Genomic DNA, 15,644 nt, shown 5'->3' on the forward strand with positions numbered 1-15,644 from the left:
GTACGCCCGCGGCCCCGCCTCGGCATCGTGATCCACGTCCTCAGCGACGTGCGACCAACGGAGGCCGACACCCATGACCCAGACCCTCGAGAAGCCCGGCAACCCGGACGCGGGGCCCGACGTGGACTACGTCGCCCGGGCCCGCGCCCTCAAGCCGATCATCGACGCCGAGGCGAACGAGATGGAGGCGAACGCCACCATCACGAAGCCCGTGGTGGACGCCATCGCCGAGAGTGGCCTGTTCTGGCTGCTGGTCCCGCAGGAGTACGGCGGCGCCGGGCAGGACATCGTGACCTCGCTGAAGGTCGTCGAGGAGCTCGCCCGCGCCGACGGCTCCGTCGGCTGGGCCTTCATGGCCAACGCGTTCTCGACCGGCGTCGCGGTGGGCTTCTTCCCGCCCGAGGGCGCCGAGGAGATGTTCGCGGGCGCGGACAAGGCCATCACCGCGGGCATGATCCTGCCGACCGGCACCGGCGTGCGGGTCGACGGTGGCTACGAGGTCACCGGCACCTACGGCTTCGGCAGCGGCTCGCACCACGCGTCGTGGATCGGCGCGGGCTTCGTCGTCCTCGGTGAGGACGGCAACCCGGAGATGAACGGCCCAGAAGACAACCCGGTCCCGGTCTGCCGGATCGCCTTCGTGCCGCGCGACCAGGTCGAGTTCCTGGGCGGCTGGAACGTGATGGGCATGGCCGCGACGGGCAGCGACAACTACAAGGTCGACGGGCTGTTCGTGCCCGAGGCCCACACGATGGACACCTTCTCCACCGAGCCGGTGCGCCCCGAGGCCGTCTACAAGCTGGGCATGCTCGGCATCGGCGTCGGCGGGCACGCGCCGGTCGCGCTCGGTGTCGCCCAGCGTGCGCTGGAGGAGATCGCCCAGATCACCGCCGACAAGAAGCGCCCCGGCTACCCGACGGTCGTCGGCGACTCGGAGATGTTCCGCCGCGGCTTCGTGGAGCACGAGGCGCTGCTGCAGGCCGCCCGCCTGTACGTCTACCGGGCCCACGCCGACGCCGAGGCCGCCGCGGCCGCGGGCACCATCACCGACGAGCACCGCGCGCGTCTGCGCCAGGCCGCGACGTGGGTGCAGAAGGTCGCCCAGGACGTCGTCACCTGGGCCTACAACTGGGGCGGCTCCGCCTCGATCCGCAACCCCAGCGTGCTGGGCCGCTGCCTCCGGGACATCTCCGTGGGCGCCCAGCACATGCTCGTCGAGCCGATGACGCTGGTCGAGGCCTCCGCCCCGATCATCGCCGGCTACCTGAAGAAGGAGAACGCCTGATGTCCGACGCCGACAACCTCGTCGAGGCCTTCGCCGCCGCCGACAAGGGTGACCCCACCCTCCTGGTGAACCTCTACGCCGACGACATGACCTGGGCCGGGTTCAAGGCCGACGGAACCCAGACCGTCTACACCAAGGCGTCGTTCCTCGAGGGCTTCGGCATCCTCGCGCACCTCGACGAGGCGAAGAACGAGGTCGTCCGCACCGAGACGACCCCCGAGGGCGTCGTGATCGCCTGGGTCCGCGCGCTGCGCCGCAAGGGCGACGACGTCCTGGACTTCACCCTGATCATGGTCCACCAGTTCGTCGACGGGAAGGTCACCCGCGGCGCGGATGTGGCCCCGCCGTCGTTCGGCGAGTACTGGACGAAGCTGGGTCTCGCCTGATGGGGTCGTTGGACGGGAAGGTCGCGCTGGTCACCGGCGCCGCCCGCGGCCAGGGCCGGTCGCACGCGATCCGGCTCGCCGAGGAGGGCGCCGACGTCATCGCGATCGACGTCTGTGCGCCGGTCGAGACGGTGACCTACCGCGGTGCCACCGCCGCCGAGCTCGACGAGACGGCGGCGGAGATCGAGAAGCTCGACCGCCGCGTCGTCGCGAGGCAGGCGGACGTCCGCGATCTCGCGGCGCTGCAGTCGGCGGTGGCCGACGGTGTCGCGGAGCTGGGCAGGCTCGACGTCGTGGTGGCCAACGCGGGCATCTTCACCACCGCTCCGGTCCACGAGCTGACCGAAGAGCAGTGGGACACCATGATCGAGATCAACCTGACGGGCGTCTGGAAGACCGTCAAGGCCACCGTGCCGCTGCTGATCGAGCAGGGCACCGGCGGGTCGATCGTGCTGATCAGCTCCACCGGCGGGACGCAGGGCTTCCCCAACTTCGCGCACTACGTCGCGGCGAAGCACGGCGTCATCGGCCTCGCCCGCACGATGGCGAACGAGCTGGGACAGCACAGCATCCGGGTCAACGCCGTGCAGCCGACGTCGGTCCTCACGGACATGATCGACCACGAGGGCATGTACAAGCTGTTCCGGCCGGACCTGGAGCACCCCACCCGCGAGGACTTCCGCGAGGCGCTGCTGAGCGGGATGAACATCCTCCCCACTCCGTGGGTGGAGCCGCGCGACATCAGCAACGCGGTGGCCTGGCTCGCCTCGGACCAGTCCCGGTTCGTCACCGGGACGACCGTGCCGGTGGACGCCGGCGCGCTGCAGAAGATGTGACCTCCCGGGCCGGGGTCGTCGTCGGGTGGCCCCGGCCCGGTGAACCGAGAGGACGAACGCATGAGCGGACGCGTGGAAGGAAAGGTCGCCCTGGTCACCGGGGCGGCACGCGGTCAGGGTCGGGCGCACGCGCTGCGGCTGGCCGAGGAGGGCGCGGACATCGTGGCGGTGGACGTCTGCGCCGACCTGAACGTCCCGTACCCGTCCTCCACCCCGGAGGACCTCGCCGAGACCGTGGCGCTCGTCGAGAAGCTGGACCGGCGGATCGTCCCCGCGCAGGTGGACATCCGTGACCTGGCCGGGCTGAAGTCCGCCGTGGACGGCGCGGTGGCCGAGCTCGGGCGCCTGGACGTCGTGGTGGCCAACGCCGGGATCTGCGTCCCGGCGATGTGGGACCGGGTCACCCCGGAGCTGTTCGAGTACCACCAGAGCGTCAACGTCACGGGGACCTGGAACACCGTGATGGTCGCGGCGCCGCACCTGGTCGCCGCGGGTGGTGGCTCGGTGATCATCATCAGCTCGGCCGCCGGGATCACCGTCCAGCCCTTCCTCGTGCCCTACACCACGAGCAAGTTCGCGGTGCGCGGCATGGCGAAGGCGTTCGCGGTGGAGCTGGGCGAGCACGACATCCGGGTCAACAGCGTGCACCCGTGCGCCGTGCAGACCCCGATGGGCGGCGGCGACGTGCTCGGCATCATCGGCGAGGCCCTCGAGGCCCACCCGAAGCTGGGTGCGATGTTCACCAACATCCTCCCGCTGGACCAGGCCGAGCCGCGGGACATCGCGAACACGGTGCTGTTCCTGGCCTCGGACGAGTCCCGCTTCATGACGGCGCACGAGCTGTCGCCCGACGCGGGGGTCACCGAGTACTGACCCGCCGGCCGGCGGGTTAGGCTGCGGATCACCGGCAGCAGTGGAGGTGTCCGGAGCATGCAGGCGGTGGCGGCGACGAGCCTCGACGCGAGGCATCTCACCCGCGTGTTCGAGGTGCTCGAGCGGGTCGACCGCTCGCGCGACGTCGCCGAGTTCGCCGGGCGCACGCTCGAGGCGCTCGGCTCCGTGCTCGGCTACCGGAACACCACGTTCTTCGCCGGGCCCACCTACGGCGGGCTGTTCCTGGACCCGTCGCCGCTGCTCGAAGGCACGCAGCGGCGGCTGATCCGGGAGTACCGGCAGCGCTGGGACCGGCACGACGTCTTCGCCAAGCCGGCCGCGGCCGCCCGCCTGCACCGGGTGGCCGCGGTCTCGGTCGACGCCGACGACCCCGTCCCGCCCGCGGACCGGCCGTACCGGGACTGGTTGGCCGGCCACGGGATCGAGAGCCTCACCGCGGTCCACGTGGCACCCGGCGGCCGGCAGGCGCTGTTCGGGATCTTCGGACCGCGGGGCACGGTCGGACCGGTCGATCTCGCCGTCCTGCGGCTGCTCGGCCGTCAGCTCGGGGCGATCGCCCGGCACCTGCCGGCCTCCGCGGCCGGCGCGGCGGGCGTCCCGCGCCTGTCGCCCCGGCTCGCGGAGGCGGCCGGGCTGGTCGCGAGCGGGCTGACCAACGCGGTGATCGCCCGCACGATGGGCGTCGCCGAGGACACGGTGAAGAAGTACGTCAGCAGGCTGCTCGCCGAGACCGGCACCCGCAGCCGGACCGAGCTCGCGCTGGTCCTGCAACAGGGCCGCTGAACCGCCCGGCCCGAGGAGTTCCCGAGCCGGGCGGCGGTGGTCAGGAGAGGGCGGCGAACAGCCCCGCGAGCTGCGCGGTGTCGACGTACTCCTCGATCCGGGTGACCTGCCCCGACCCGTCGACGTGCACGGCCAGCGCGGCCGGGGCACGGAAGCGGGCGCCGTCCGGCAGCGTGCCGGTGATCGCGTAGCGCGCCCAGGACACCCCGTCCACCACCGGGGACGTCCGCACCTCGTCCATCCCGAAGTCCGGGACCACCGCGCGGATCGCGCGGACGCTCTCCAGCGTGTCCGGCACCGTCGGGGCCTCGATCTCGTCGAAGGAGTGCCATGTCACGGCGCCCGGCGCGAACAGCCCGTCCCCGGGCTCGAGCGTGGTCAGCGCCTGGACCACGCGGGCCGCGGTGTCGTGCTGTGCCGGTGATCCGCTCGCGAGCTCGCTCATCGGGCGCGCTCCGCCTCGTACTTGGCGGTCATGTGCGCGACGGCGTCGAGCTGGGCCTTCGAGTGCACGTCCCGGCCGGCGCTGGCCAGCCGCGCGGCCTCGAGCGTCGGCTCGGCCTGGCCCTGGAAGTGCGGCGCGACGTCCCGGGCGAAGATCTCGAAGGAGCGCCGGGTGGCCGTCGGGTCGGCCCAGTCGTGTCCCATGAGCAGCATGGTGCCGAACCCGCCGGCCTGGTCCACCAGCCGTTGCACCTGGGCCCGGGCCTGGTCGGCGGTGCCGATCACGCCGATCCCGGCCGAGTTGATGAAGTCGATCATCTCGTCCAGGTTGTCGCCGGACACCGCCATCTGCGGGAACGCGGCCACGTGCTGGAAGTAGCGGAACCAGTGCTCGATCCCGTACGCGACCTCGCGGCGGGCCTGCTCCTCGGTCTCGGCGAGGTGGAAGGGCCCGACGAGGCGCCAGCCCGAACGGTCCACGGTCGTGCCCGCCGCGGCCGCCCGCTCCTCCATGACACCCCAGTGGTGGGCGAGGGCGTCGAAGCCGTCGGCGCTCAGCGTCGCGCCGATGCTGAGCAGCCCGAGCCCGTGGGTGCCCGCGAGCCGGGCGCCGGTCGGGGAGGCGACGGCCGCGACGGCGATGTCGAACAGCGGGTCCGAGTACGGCGCCATCTGCAGCCGGGCGTCGATCAGCTCGTGGGTCCTGGTCTTCGCGTTCACGGTCTCGCCGCGGAACAGCCGCAGGATGATATCGAGGTTCTCCTCGAGCAGCTCCCGGGTCTCGGTCGGGTTCAACCCGATCATCGCGGAGTCGGTCGGCAGCGACCCCGGGCCGACCCCGAACAGCGTCCGGCCCCGGGTGAGGTGGTCCAGCATGACCATGCGGTCCGCCACCCACAGTGGGTTGTGGTAGCTGATCGACGTGACGCCGGTGCCCAGCTTGATCCGCCGGGTGCGCTGCGCGGCGGCGGCGATCAGGATCTCCGGCGACGCGTAGATCTCCGAGCCCGCGCTGTGGTGCTCGCCGAACCACGCCTCGTCGTAGTCGAGGGCGTCGAGGTGCTCGATCAGCTGCAGATCCTGCTCGAACGCGACGGCGGGCTTCACCCCCGGGGCGTGGACGGGGGCGAGGAATATGCCGAACTTCAGCCTGGCCATGCGGTGACCTCTCGTGCCGGCGGCGCTGCGGTGCGCCGCGGTCTGCCTGTGTCGCAAGCCACCTTCGGGCCGTCCGCCGCCGCTGCACAGTGCACGAAAGTGCACCCCACCCCGTCCACCAACGTGCACTCACGACGTCGTCGCCCGCGTGGTGAGCTGCGCCGACCCTGCTTCCCCGACGCCTGTGGAGGTGCCCCATGACCGCAGTGATCGACCCGCTGATCGGACACGGCCCGAACGCCGCCGTGCGGGAGCGCCTCGCCGGTGGACCCGTCGTCGTGCTCGACGGGCGGGGCTCCGGCCATCTCGTCGCCCCGGCCGACGACGTCACCACCGAGACCATGGCGTTCCTGGTCCGTGTCGGGTCGGGCTTCGTGCAGGTGGCCGTGACGGGCGAGACGTGTGAGCGGCTCCTGCTGCCCCCGATGGTGTGGCCGGTCCCGGCCGGCCCCCGGGGCGACCACTGCGTCTCGGTGGACGCCACCCACGGGGTGTCCACGGGGATCTCCGCGGCCGATCGCGCGCTGACCGCGCGGCTGCTGGCGGCCCCGACGACCGAGCCCGACGCGCTCACCAGGCCGGGCCACGTCGTCCCCGTGCGGGTCCGCACGGCGGACAGCCCCGCGGGCCTCGCCCTGGCCGTCGCCGCCCGGGCGGGGCGGCGGGCCGCGGTGCTGTGCGCCGCGGTACCGGCGGGCGACCCCTGCGCGGAGGCCCGCACCGAGGACCTGCTCGCCCTCGCCGACGCCCACGGGCTGCCCGTGGTGTCGGCGGCCGATCTCCTGACCACCTCCGAAGGGAACCTCTGATGGCTCTGCGCACCGCGCAGCAGTACCGCGACGGCCTGCGCGACGGCCGTCGAGTCCACTACCGCGGCGCCCGGGTGGACGACGTCGTCGCGCACCCGGAGCTCCGGCCCGCCGTCGACCACTCGGCGCTCTGCTACTCCATCGCCGAGGACCTCCCGGACCTGGCGGTGCGCAAGAGCACGGAGGCGGGCACCTACTCGGCCTTCTACCACCTGCCGCGCACTCCCGAGGACCTGCGCGACCGCGGTGCCCTGATCGAGGAGGTGTCCCGCCGCGGAGCGGGCACGATCGTGCTCAAGGAGGTCGGCTCCGACGCCCTGTTCGCCCTCCTGCGCGCCACCGAGGGCGAGGGGCTGGAGCGCGCGCAGGCCTTCTTCTCCCGCGTCCTCGAGGAGGACCTGGCCCTCGCGGTCGCCCAGACCGATGTCAAGGGCAACCGCACCCTGGGCCCGTCGCAGCAGACCGATCCCGACCTCTACCTGCGCATCGTCGACTCCGACGCCGACTCGATCACGGTCCGCGGCGCCAAGACCCACACCTCGTTCTCGGCCAACGCCGACGAGATCGTCGTGCTGCCCACCCGCGCCATGGGACCCGCGGACACCGACTACGCGGTCTCCTTCGCGATCCCGGTCGACACCCCCGGCCTCGACCTCTACGTGTCGCCGTACGCGGCGGGGGAGCGGGACGACTTCAGCTTCCCGCTGTCCTCGAAGCACAAGCTGCTGGAGTCGCTGACCGTCTTCGACGACGTCCGGATCCCGCGCGAGCGGGTGTTCCTGGAGCGGCGCCCGGAGCTCGCGGGCCCGCTGGCGATCGCGTTCGTGGACTACCACCGGTTCACGGCGATCAACTACAAGCTGCCGCTGCTCGACGTCATCGTCGGTGCCGCGCACCTCGTCGCCGAGGCCAACGGCATCACCCGGGCCGGGCACGTCCGCGACAAGATCGCCAAGCTGATCGCCTGGTCGGAGACCGTCCGCGGGCTCGCCGAGCTCGCGGCCCTGCGGGCCCGTGAGGGCGCCCGGGGCGTCTGGCTCCCGGACCCGCTCGCGGTGAACATGGCCAAGTACACATTCGCGCACGGTTTCCACGAGGCCACGGCGACGCTCGTCGACCTCGCCGGCGGCCTGCTCGCCACCGGGCCCGGCGCCGAGGACTGGGCGAACCCCGGCATCCGCGCGGTGCTGGAGAAGTACTACGCCGCGACCGTCCCCGCCGAGCAGCGCCTGCGGATCCTCAACTTCATCGGCGACCTCACGGCCCGCGACTACGGCGGCTACCAGTCCGTGCTCGCCACCCACGCCGAGGGCTCGCTCGAGGCCGAGAAGATGCAGATCGCGCGCTCCTACGACCCCGCGACGGCGGTCGCGTACGTGCGCCGGCTGGCCGGGATCGACACCGGCGGGGTCGCGTGATGACGAACGGGACCGACACGACGGACGGCACCGTGGTGATCCCGCCGGAGCACTTCCGGGAGGTCCTCGGCGCCTTCTGCTCCGGCATCACCGTGATCACCGCGGCCGGCCCCGACGGCGCGCCGCTGGGCATGACCTGCCAGTCCTTCAGCTCGCTGTCACTGGACCCGCCGATGATCCTGATCGCCCCGGCGCTCACCTCGACCACCTGGCCGCGGATCCGCGAGGCCGGCACGTTCTGCGTGAACATCCTGGCCGACGGGCAGCACGGCGTCAGCGACGCCATGTCCCGCCGCGGGACGGACAAGTTCGCCGACGTCGCGTGGACGCCGTCGCCGACCGGCGCCCCGCGGCTGGCGGACGTCGCGGCCTGGATCGACTGCGACCTCGCGGCGGAGCACGACGGCGGCGACCACACGATCGTCGTCGGGGCCGTGCGGGCCCTCGGGAGCGCACCGTCCCTGGAGCCGCTGCTCTACCACCGCGGCCGGTACGCGCTCGTCCGCAGTCACCCGGCGGCGGCCTCCCGCTGACCCGGGCTCCGGCCCGAGCCCCGGCCCGGGCCGACGAGCTCCGGTCGTCCGCCCGCCCACCCCTGAGGAGACCTCCATGTCCGTGTACGACGACAAACCCTGGCTGGCCGTCTACGACGACGGCCGGCCCGCCACGACGACCGTCGAGTTCGCGACGGCCGTCGACATGTTCCGCGCCGCGGTCGCGCGCAACCCCGACGGGGACGCGATCCGCTACTTCGACGGCCGCATCAGCTATGCCGAGCTCGACGCGCTCACCGACGCCTTCGCCGCCGGCATCACCGCCGAGGGCTTCACGCCGGGTGACCGGGTCGCGGTCTACCTGCAGAACGTCCCGCAGTTCGTGATCGCCCAGGTCGGCGCGTGGAAGGCCGGCGGGATCGCCGTCTCGATCAATCCGATGAACAAGGAGCGGGAGCTCGCGGAGCTGCTGGCCGACTCCGGCGCGTCGGTGCTGGTGTGCCTGCAGTCGCTCCACCGCGACGTCGCCGCGGGCGTCCTGTCCGGCACCGCGGTGCGTACCGTGCTCACCACCTCCGAGCTCGACCTGCAGACCCGGAACGAGCCGGCCGTCCTCGCCGGTGCCGAGCGGATCGCCTGCCCCGGCACCACGGACCTGCTCGAGTTCCTGGAGCGGCACCGGGGTGCGGCGGCCCCGGCCGTCGAGCTCGGGCCCGACGACGTCGCCTTCCTGACCTACACCTCCGGCACCACCGGCCCGCCGAAGGGCGCGATGACCACGCACCGCAACGTGGTCTTCAACGCGCAGACCTACCGCGACTGGGTGGGCCTGGGGCCCGACGACGTCGTGCTCGGGATCGCCCCGCTGTTCCACGTCACCGGGCTCGTCGGGCACATCGCGGTCGCGCTGCTCACCGGGGCGCCGCTCGTCCTGATGTACCGGCTCGACCCCGGCCTCACCCTCGACACGGCCGAGGCGGAGGGCGCGACGTTCACGGTCGGGTCGATCACCGTCTTCATCGCCCTGATGAACGCGCCCGACGCCGACAAGGCCAAGCTGGCGTCCCTGACCAAGGTCTACTCGGGCGGGGCGCCGATCCCGCCGAGCACCGTGCAGGCCTTCCGGGACGCCTTCGGCCACTACATCCACAACATCTACGGGCTCACCGAGACCACCTCGCCGTCGCACGCGGTGCCGCGCGGCGCGGAGGCGCCGGTCGACCCGGCGTCGGGTGCGCTGTCGGTCGGCGTGCCGGTCTACGACACCGTGGTGCGGATCGTCGACGAGAACGGCGAGGACGTGCCCGCCGGCGAGATCGGCGAGCTCGTCACCGCCGGTCCGCAGGTCGTCGCCGGGTACTGGAACAAGCCCGAGGAGACCGCGAAGGCGCTGCCGGACGGCGCGCTGCACACGGGCGACGTCGGCTACATGGACCCGCAGGGCTGGTTCTACATCGTCGACCGCAAGAAGGACCAGATCAACGCGGGCGGCTACAAGATCTGGCCGCGCGAGGTCGAGGACGTCCTCTACGAGCACACCGCCGTCCGCGAGGCCGCCGTCGTCGGGGTCCCGGACGAGTACCGCGGCGAGACGGTCAAGGCGTTCGTCTCCCTGCGGGCCGGCGCGACCGCCTCCGCGGAGGAGATCGTCGCCTTCACGAAGGAGCGCATGGCGGCCTACAAGTACCCGCGCCAGGTGGAGATCCTCGAGGAGATCCCCAAGACGGTGAGCGGCAAGGTCCTGCGGCGGGAGCTGCGGACGCGGTCCTGATCCACGAGACGGCCGGGTGGGTGTGTGCGTCGGGACACCCGCCCGGCCGTCGCGCGTTCTCGCGGGGCCGGAGCGAGCCCCTTCGTGGCCGGTGTGTTGCCGCTCGGTTACTTCGCCTGAAGACTGTTGACAGTTTTCAGTCATCCCCTTTAGCGTGACGCGCGCCATGAAGCCGGTTCGGACCGCCGACCCGGACGGCGAGTCGAAGGGGATCCGTGACGTCGATGAGCAGCTACTGGACGAGCTGGTCCGATCTTCCCGAGCGTGAGGTGCTCCCGGGGAACTTCCGGACGGCGGCCACCGGCAAGGAGATGGGGCTCAACCGCATCCGCTGGGTGCACCCGACGGAGCTGCCCGCGCACACCCACCCCGACGCCGAGCAGGCGATGGTGGTGACGAGCGGGCGCATCGCCTTCACGGTGGCCGGCGAGAAGACCGTGCTCGCCGAGGGCGACGTCGTGGTGATCCCGCGGGGTGTCGAGCACTCCGGCCACAGCATCGAGGGCGAGTCCACCTTCATCGAGGTCTTCGCGCCCACCCGGATCGAGAACCTGCTCGGTTTCCTCGGCGGGTCGTCGATGCCCGAGCCGGCCGAGGGTGACGCCCGATGAGCCTGCAGCAGGTCAGCGCGCACGTGCACGTCGAGACCGCGCACCTCGGGAGCAACAACTCGATCGTCGTGGGTGCGGAGGGCCTGGCCCTGGTCGACACCCCGCACCGCCCGACCGATGCGATGGCCTGGCGGAAGACGGTCGACGGCTTCGGCGCCACGCGGTTCGTGGTCAACACCGACCACCACCCGGACCACACCATCGGCAACTTCTGGCAGGGCGGCGAGGTCGTCTCGCACCGGGGCACCCGCCGGCGGCTGCTCACCGAGCCGCCGAGCCAGGAGTACCTCGCGAACCTGTTCGCCCGGATCGACCCGGACGCCGTGGCCCTCCTGGACACCTACCGGGTGCGGGTGCCCACCGTGGTCTTCTCCGACCGGATGGACCTGCACCTCGGGGACGTCCACCTGGAGCTGAGCTTCCAGCCGGGGCACACCGCGAACAGCCTCCTCGCCTACCTGCCCGAGGACGGCGTCGTGTTCACCGGCGACATCGTCTGCGAGGCCGGGCTCCCGTCCTTCCAGGACTCCCGGCTGTGGGACTGGTTCGACGCCATCGAGGAGGTCGCGTCCTACGACTTCGAGGTGCTCGTCCCCGGGCACGGCGAGGTCGCCGACCGCAGCGTGCTCGAGCGCTACCGCGACTGGGGCCGCGAGGTCGTCGGGCAGGTCGCCGAGGCGATCGCCCGGGGTGCGGACCGCGAGCAGGCCAGCGACGAGATCCGGTTCCCCGACAACATCCACGTCGACACCGAGGACTACGTCGGCTACCCCGACGACCTCATCGAGATGTTCCAGCGCCGCTCCATCGAGCGCATCTACGACGACCTCCGCGAGAGGCCCGATCTCGCGGCGCGCTGACGCCGCACCACCCGATCCCGGCGCGTCCGCGCCGTCCGATTCCCCGGCGCACCCGCGTCGTCCGATTCCCCGGCGCGCCCGCGCCACATCCTCATCGGAGAACCCATCCATGCGCATCACGAAGCTCGTCGTCGCGCTCGCTGCTGCGACCTCACTCGGCCTGCTGGCCGGCTGCGGGGGCGGAGGAAGCACCAGCACCGCGGCCACGCCCGAGGGCACCCAGAAGGCCGAGGCCGCGCAGAAGGTCGTCGACGCCGCCAAGGCCGTCCCGGGCACGAACGACCTCGGCCCGGCCATCGACGTCAGCTCCCTGCGGGGCAAGACGATCTACAGCATCCCGATCGACAGCAAGGCGGAGTTCTACCAGGCGGGTGAGGAGGCGATGAAGGGCGTCGCCGCCAAGGCCGGGGTCAACTTCGTGACCTTCCCGTCGGACGGCACCCAGACCTCGTACCAGCAGGGCATCGCCCAGGCCATCAACGCGGGCGCGGGGGCGATCCTGCTGAACGGCCCGCTGCCCGCGACCCTGGGCCCGCAGATCGACGCCGCGACGAAGGCCGGGATCCCGGTCGTCCCGCTGCACCTGTCGGACAAGGGCAGCCCGGTCAGCGCGGGCCTGAAGTACGAGGCCTTCGCCCCGTTCAACGAGGCCGCACGGCTCATGGCTCTGACCGCGGTGGCGGCGCAGAAGGGCTCGCCGGTGCACGCCCTGATCATCCAGTCGTCGGAGACCGGGCCGGCCAAGGGCATGGTCGACACGATGCAGAAGGCCCTGACCGACGAGGCGCCCGCCGGGTCCGGGTCCGAGGTGATCAACGTGGCGGTGCCGCAGTGGTCGCAGCAGATCCAGAGCCAGGTGCAGTCGGCGCTGCTGAAGGACCCGAACATCAACGCGGTGCTGCCGATGTACGACTCGATGGCGCTCTACGCCGCCCCCGGCATCAAGCAGGCCGCCGGCGGCCGTGACGTGCCGATCTACACCTTCAACGGCACCCCGTCGATCCTGAAGATGGTCCAGGACGGCCAGGTCGCCATGAACGCCGCGGAGAACCCGGACTGGGTCGCGTACGTGAACATCGACGTCGCCTTCCGCGCCATGCTCGGTGCCGACCCGGTGCCCGCCGAGTCCGGCCCGCTCCGCGTGATCGACTCGTCCAACGTGGCCGAGACGGGCACGCCGCCGCAGAGCGGCAAGGGCTTCGGCGACACCTACGGCGCCGCCTTCCTGAAGCTGTGGGGCCTGGCCTGATGACCGCTCCGGCACCGCTGCTGGCCGTGGCCGGCCTGACCAAGGCGTTCAACGGCGTCCCCGCCCTGCGCGGCGTCGACCTGGACGTGCGGGCCGGCGAGGTGCACGGCCTGCTCGGGGCGAACGGCTCCGGCAAGTCCACCCTGATCAAGGTCCTGGCCGGCTTCCACGACGCGGACGGGGGCACCGTCACCGTCGCCGGCACGTCGGTGCGCGGCCCGTTCGGCGCGCGCGGCCTGCGCGACCACGGCCTCGGCTTCGTGCACCAGGACCTCGGGCTGGCCGGGGCCGGCACGGTGCTGGAGCACATGGCGCTGGACTCGGGCGGCGACGCCCCGGGGTGGCGCCGGGTGAACTGGAAGGCCGAGCGGAGGCGGGTCACCGACCTCCTGGACCGCTTCGAGGTCGACGTCGACCCGGCCGCCCCGATCGACACCCTGACCCCCGTGCAGCGGGCCATGGTCGCGGTGGTCCGGGCCGTCGGCTCGCAGGAGCTCGCCGGAGCCGGATCGCACGGTCGAGCGGGGCGGGCCGGCGGGCAGATCCTCATCCTGGACGAGCCGACGGTGTTCCTGCCCCGCCACGAGGTCGGGCTCCTGTTCGCCCTGCTCAGGCGGCTGCGCGACCGCGGCGACGCGGTCCTGCTCGTCTCGCACGACCTCGACGAGATCCTCGAGGTGACCGACCGGGTCACGGTGTTCCGCAACGGCCGCACCGCCGGCACGCGCTCGACCACCGGGGCCACCCGCGACGACCTCGTGCAGCTCATCCTGGGTGCGCGCGACGAGCACGTGGCGAAGGGCGACGCGACCGTGCGGACCGACCGGCCTGCGCTCCTGTCCGCCCGCGGGCTGCGCGGAACCCGGGTCCGCGACCTGGACCTGGACCTGTTCGCCGGCGAGGTGGTCGGCGTGACCGGGCTGGCCGGTTCCGGGTTCGAGGAGCTGCCCGACCTGCTGTTCGGCGCGCGTCCGGCCTCGGGGGGCCGGATCGAGCACGGCGGCCGCGAGGTCGCGCGGCCGACGCCGGCCCGGTCCATGGACGCCGGCGTGGTGCTGATCCCGGCCGACCGCAAGGGTCAGGGCGGGGCGCTGGGGCTGTCGGTCCTGGAGAACGTCTCGCTGCCCTTCCTCACCGGCCGGGCCCGGGGCTTCGCCGTGGACTGGAAGGGGCTCGAGCGCCAGGCGCAGGACACCTGCGACCGGCTCGGCGTGGTCCCCGCCAACCCGCAGGCGCTGTTCGGGCACCTGTCCGGCGGCAACCAGCAGAAGGCCCTGCTGGGCAAGTGGATGGACACGAACCCGCAGGTGATGCTGCTCGCCGAGCCCACCCAGGGCGTCGACATCGGCGCCCGGCGGGAGATCTTCACGCTGATCCGCTCGGCCGTCGCGCAGGGCATGGCGGTGCTGTGCGCGACGTCGGACTACGAGCAGCTGGTGGAGATGGCGGACCGGGTCCTCGTGCTGGACGGCGGCCGGGTCAGCGCCGAGATCACCGGATCGGACATCACCAAGGACGTCCTGGCGTCCGCCGTCTACGCCGAAGATGCAGCGGAGGAAGCATCGTGAGTGCCACACAGGAACAGAAGGCACAGGACCGGAAGGCACGGGAGAAGGACGAGGCCCGGACGCCCGCGTCCACCGCCTCCGCCCGCCGCAGGCGCAAGGCGCCGGCCGAGCCCGAGCGGTTCGCGCTGCTCGGCGTGTGGGCCGTGCTGATCGTCGCGTTCAGCCTGATCGTCCCGCAGACGTTCCCCACCGCGGCCAACGTCTCCAACATGCTGTCGTCGCAGGTCGTGCTGCTGATCCTCGCGATCGGCCTGCTCTACCCGCTGCGGGCCGGCGACTACGACCTGTCCGTGGCCTCGACGCTGAACCTCGCGACCGTCGTGGTCGCGGTGCTCAACGTGCAGCAGGGGTGGGGGATCTGGCCGTCCGTGCTGGTCGCGCTCGTGGCCAGCCTCCTGGTCGGGGTGCTCAACGGGCTGATCGTCACGGTCTTCGACATCAACCCGTTCATCGTGACCCTGGGCATGGGCACGGTCGTGCAGGGCCTGATCTACCTGCTCTCGGACTCGTCGACCATCAGCGGCATCGACCGCGTCCTGTCCGACGCCGTGCTCACCCAGCCGTTCCTGGGCATCCCGATCGGGTTCTTCTACGCGCTGGCCCTCGTCGTGGTCGCGTGGTACGTCTTCGACCACACCGCCTTCGGGCAGCGCCTGCTGTTCGTCGGGCAGAGCCACGACGTGGCCCGGCTCAACGGCGTGAACGTGCCCCGGCTGCGGTGGCGCTCGCTGATCATCTCGGCGGGCTTCGCGGGCCTGGCGGGCGTCGTCTACGCCGGCACCACGGCCAGCGCCGACCCGGTGTCCGGCGCGTCGTTCCTGCTCCCGGCGTTCGCGGCCTGCTTCCTCGGCTCGACAGTGCTGCGGATCGGCCGGTTCAACCCCTGGGGCACGCTGATCGCCGTGTACTTCCTGGTCACCGGCATCACGGGCCTGCAGCTCCTCGGCGCCCAGCAGTACGTGCAGCAGCTCTTCTACGGCGGCGCGCTGGTCATCGCCGTCGTCCTGTCCAAGCTCGTCCGCAGCCGCGGCGAGCGCAAGCGGCGCGCCCAGGCCGCGGCCGTCTGATCCCCCTCTTC

The 15,644-nt window shown here is 72.2% G+C and carries 16 protein-coding genes; 14 read left to right on the forward strand and 2 right to left on the reverse strand.

Annotation, left to right across the window (positions count from 1 at the left end; all coding sequences use genetic code 11):
- The first annotated feature begins 73 nt into the window (after positions 1-73).
- Genes LWC33_RS08235 through LWC33_RS08255 form a run of 5 tightly spaced genes read left to right on the forward strand, consistent with a single transcriptional unit; the run spans position 74 to position 4,184 of the window.
- A complete protein-coding gene (locus LWC33_RS08235) occupies positions 74-1,285 on the forward strand; it encodes an acyl-CoA dehydrogenase family protein (protein WP_233303646.1) in 1,212 nt (403 codons plus the stop codon).
- Entirely contained in the window at positions 1,285-1,671 is a 387-nt protein-coding gene (locus LWC33_RS08240) for a nuclear transport factor 2 family protein (protein ID WP_233303647.1), read from the forward strand. The genes LWC33_RS08235 and LWC33_RS08240 overlap by 1 nt, the downstream gene beginning before the upstream one ends.
- Positions 1,671-2,507, forward strand: coding sequence for a mycofactocin-coupled SDR family oxidoreductase (locus LWC33_RS08245; protein WP_233303648.1), 837 nt, complete (start codon positions 1,671-1,673; stop codon positions 2,505-2,507). The genes LWC33_RS08240 and LWC33_RS08245 overlap by 1 nt, the downstream gene beginning before the upstream one ends.
- 60 nt (positions 2,508-2,567) lie before the next feature.
- Positions 2,568-3,380: a mycofactocin-coupled SDR family oxidoreductase gene (locus LWC33_RS08250; RefSeq protein WP_233303649.1), complete on the forward strand. Its 813-nt coding sequence runs from the start codon at positions 2,568-2,570 to the stop codon at positions 3,378-3,380.
- Positions 3,381-3,437: 57 nt separating this feature from the next.
- Positions 3,438-4,184, forward strand: coding sequence for a helix-turn-helix transcriptional regulator (locus LWC33_RS08255; protein WP_233303650.1), 747 nt, complete (start codon positions 3,438-3,440; stop codon positions 4,182-4,184).
- A 40-nt stretch (positions 4,185-4,224) separates the two neighbouring features.
- Here the strand turns inward: LWC33_RS08255 and LWC33_RS08260 are convergent, their stop codons facing one another.
- Complete coding sequence (locus LWC33_RS08260) at positions 4,225-4,629, reverse strand: nuclear transport factor 2-like protein (protein WP_233303651.1); 405 nt, start codon at positions 4,627-4,629, stop codon at positions 4,225-4,227.
- The gene (locus LWC33_RS08265) at positions 4,626-5,786 is read right to left on the reverse strand and encodes an LLM class flavin-dependent oxidoreductase (RefSeq protein WP_233303652.1); all 1,161 of its coding nucleotides are present in this window, start codon (positions 5,784-5,786) and stop codon (positions 4,626-4,628) included. The genes LWC33_RS08260 and LWC33_RS08265 overlap by 4 nt, the downstream gene beginning before the upstream one ends.
- Positions 5,787-5,983: 197 nt before the next feature.
- Between LWC33_RS08265 and LWC33_RS08270 the strand changes: the two genes are divergently transcribed.
- The 9 genes from LWC33_RS08270 to LWC33_RS08310 all read left to right on the forward strand — a co-directional run bounded on the left by LWC33_RS08270 (position 5,984) and on the right by LWC33_RS08310 (position 15,633).
- On the forward strand, positions 5,984-6,595 hold the full coding sequence (locus LWC33_RS08270; RefSeq protein WP_233303653.1) for a 3,4-dihydroxy-2-butanone-4-phosphate synthase: 612 nt from the start codon (positions 5,984-5,986) through the stop codon (positions 6,593-6,595).
- On the forward strand, positions 6,595-8,013 hold the full coding sequence (locus LWC33_RS08275; protein ID WP_233303654.1) for a 4-hydroxyphenylacetate 3-hydroxylase N-terminal domain-containing protein: 1,419 nt from the start codon (positions 6,595-6,597) through the stop codon (positions 8,011-8,013). Before LWC33_RS08270 ends, LWC33_RS08275 begins: the two co-directional genes overlap by 1 nt.
- Positions 8,013-8,546 carry a flavin reductase family protein gene (locus LWC33_RS08280; RefSeq protein ID WP_233303655.1) on the forward strand — a complete coding sequence of 178 codons (534 nt, stop codon included), beginning with the start codon at positions 8,013-8,015 and terminating at the stop codon, positions 8,544-8,546. Before LWC33_RS08275 ends, LWC33_RS08280 begins: the two co-directional genes overlap by 1 nt.
- A gap of 76 nt (positions 8,547-8,622) precedes the next feature.
- Positions 8,623-10,278, forward strand: coding sequence for a class I adenylate-forming enzyme family protein (locus LWC33_RS08285; protein ID WP_233303656.1), 1,656 nt, complete (start codon positions 8,623-8,625; stop codon positions 10,276-10,278).
- A gap of 224 nt (positions 10,279-10,502) precedes the next feature.
- Positions 10,503-10,889, forward strand: a complete 387-nt coding sequence (locus LWC33_RS08290) for a cupin domain-containing protein (protein WP_233303657.1) — start codon at positions 10,503-10,505, stop codon at positions 10,887-10,889.
- Complete coding sequence (locus tag LWC33_RS08295; RefSeq protein WP_233303658.1) at positions 10,886-11,749, forward strand: MBL fold metallo-hydrolase; 864 nt, start codon at positions 10,886-10,888, stop codon at positions 11,747-11,749. The genes LWC33_RS08290 and LWC33_RS08295 overlap by 4 nt, the downstream gene beginning before the upstream one ends.
- Positions 11,750-11,858: 109 nt before the next feature.
- Positions 11,859-12,998, forward strand: coding sequence for a sugar ABC transporter substrate-binding protein (locus LWC33_RS08300; RefSeq protein ID WP_233303659.1), 1,140 nt, complete (start codon positions 11,859-11,861; stop codon positions 12,996-12,998).
- Entirely contained in the window at positions 12,998-14,566 is a 1,569-nt protein-coding gene (locus LWC33_RS08305) for a sugar ABC transporter ATP-binding protein (RefSeq protein ID WP_233303660.1), read from the forward strand. Before LWC33_RS08300 ends, LWC33_RS08305 begins: the two co-directional genes overlap by 1 nt.
- Positions 14,563-15,633, forward strand: coding sequence for an ABC transporter permease (locus tag LWC33_RS08310; protein WP_233303661.1), 1,071 nt, complete (start codon positions 14,563-14,565; stop codon positions 15,631-15,633). The genes LWC33_RS08305 and LWC33_RS08310 overlap by 4 nt, the downstream gene beginning before the upstream one ends.
- Positions 15,634-15,644 lie beyond the last annotated feature (11 nt).

Source organism: Pseudonocardia terrae (assembly GCF_021343995.1).
GTDB classification, from domain to species: Bacteria; Actinomycetota; Actinomycetes; order Mycobacteriales; family Pseudonocardiaceae; genus Pseudonocardia; species Pseudonocardia terrae.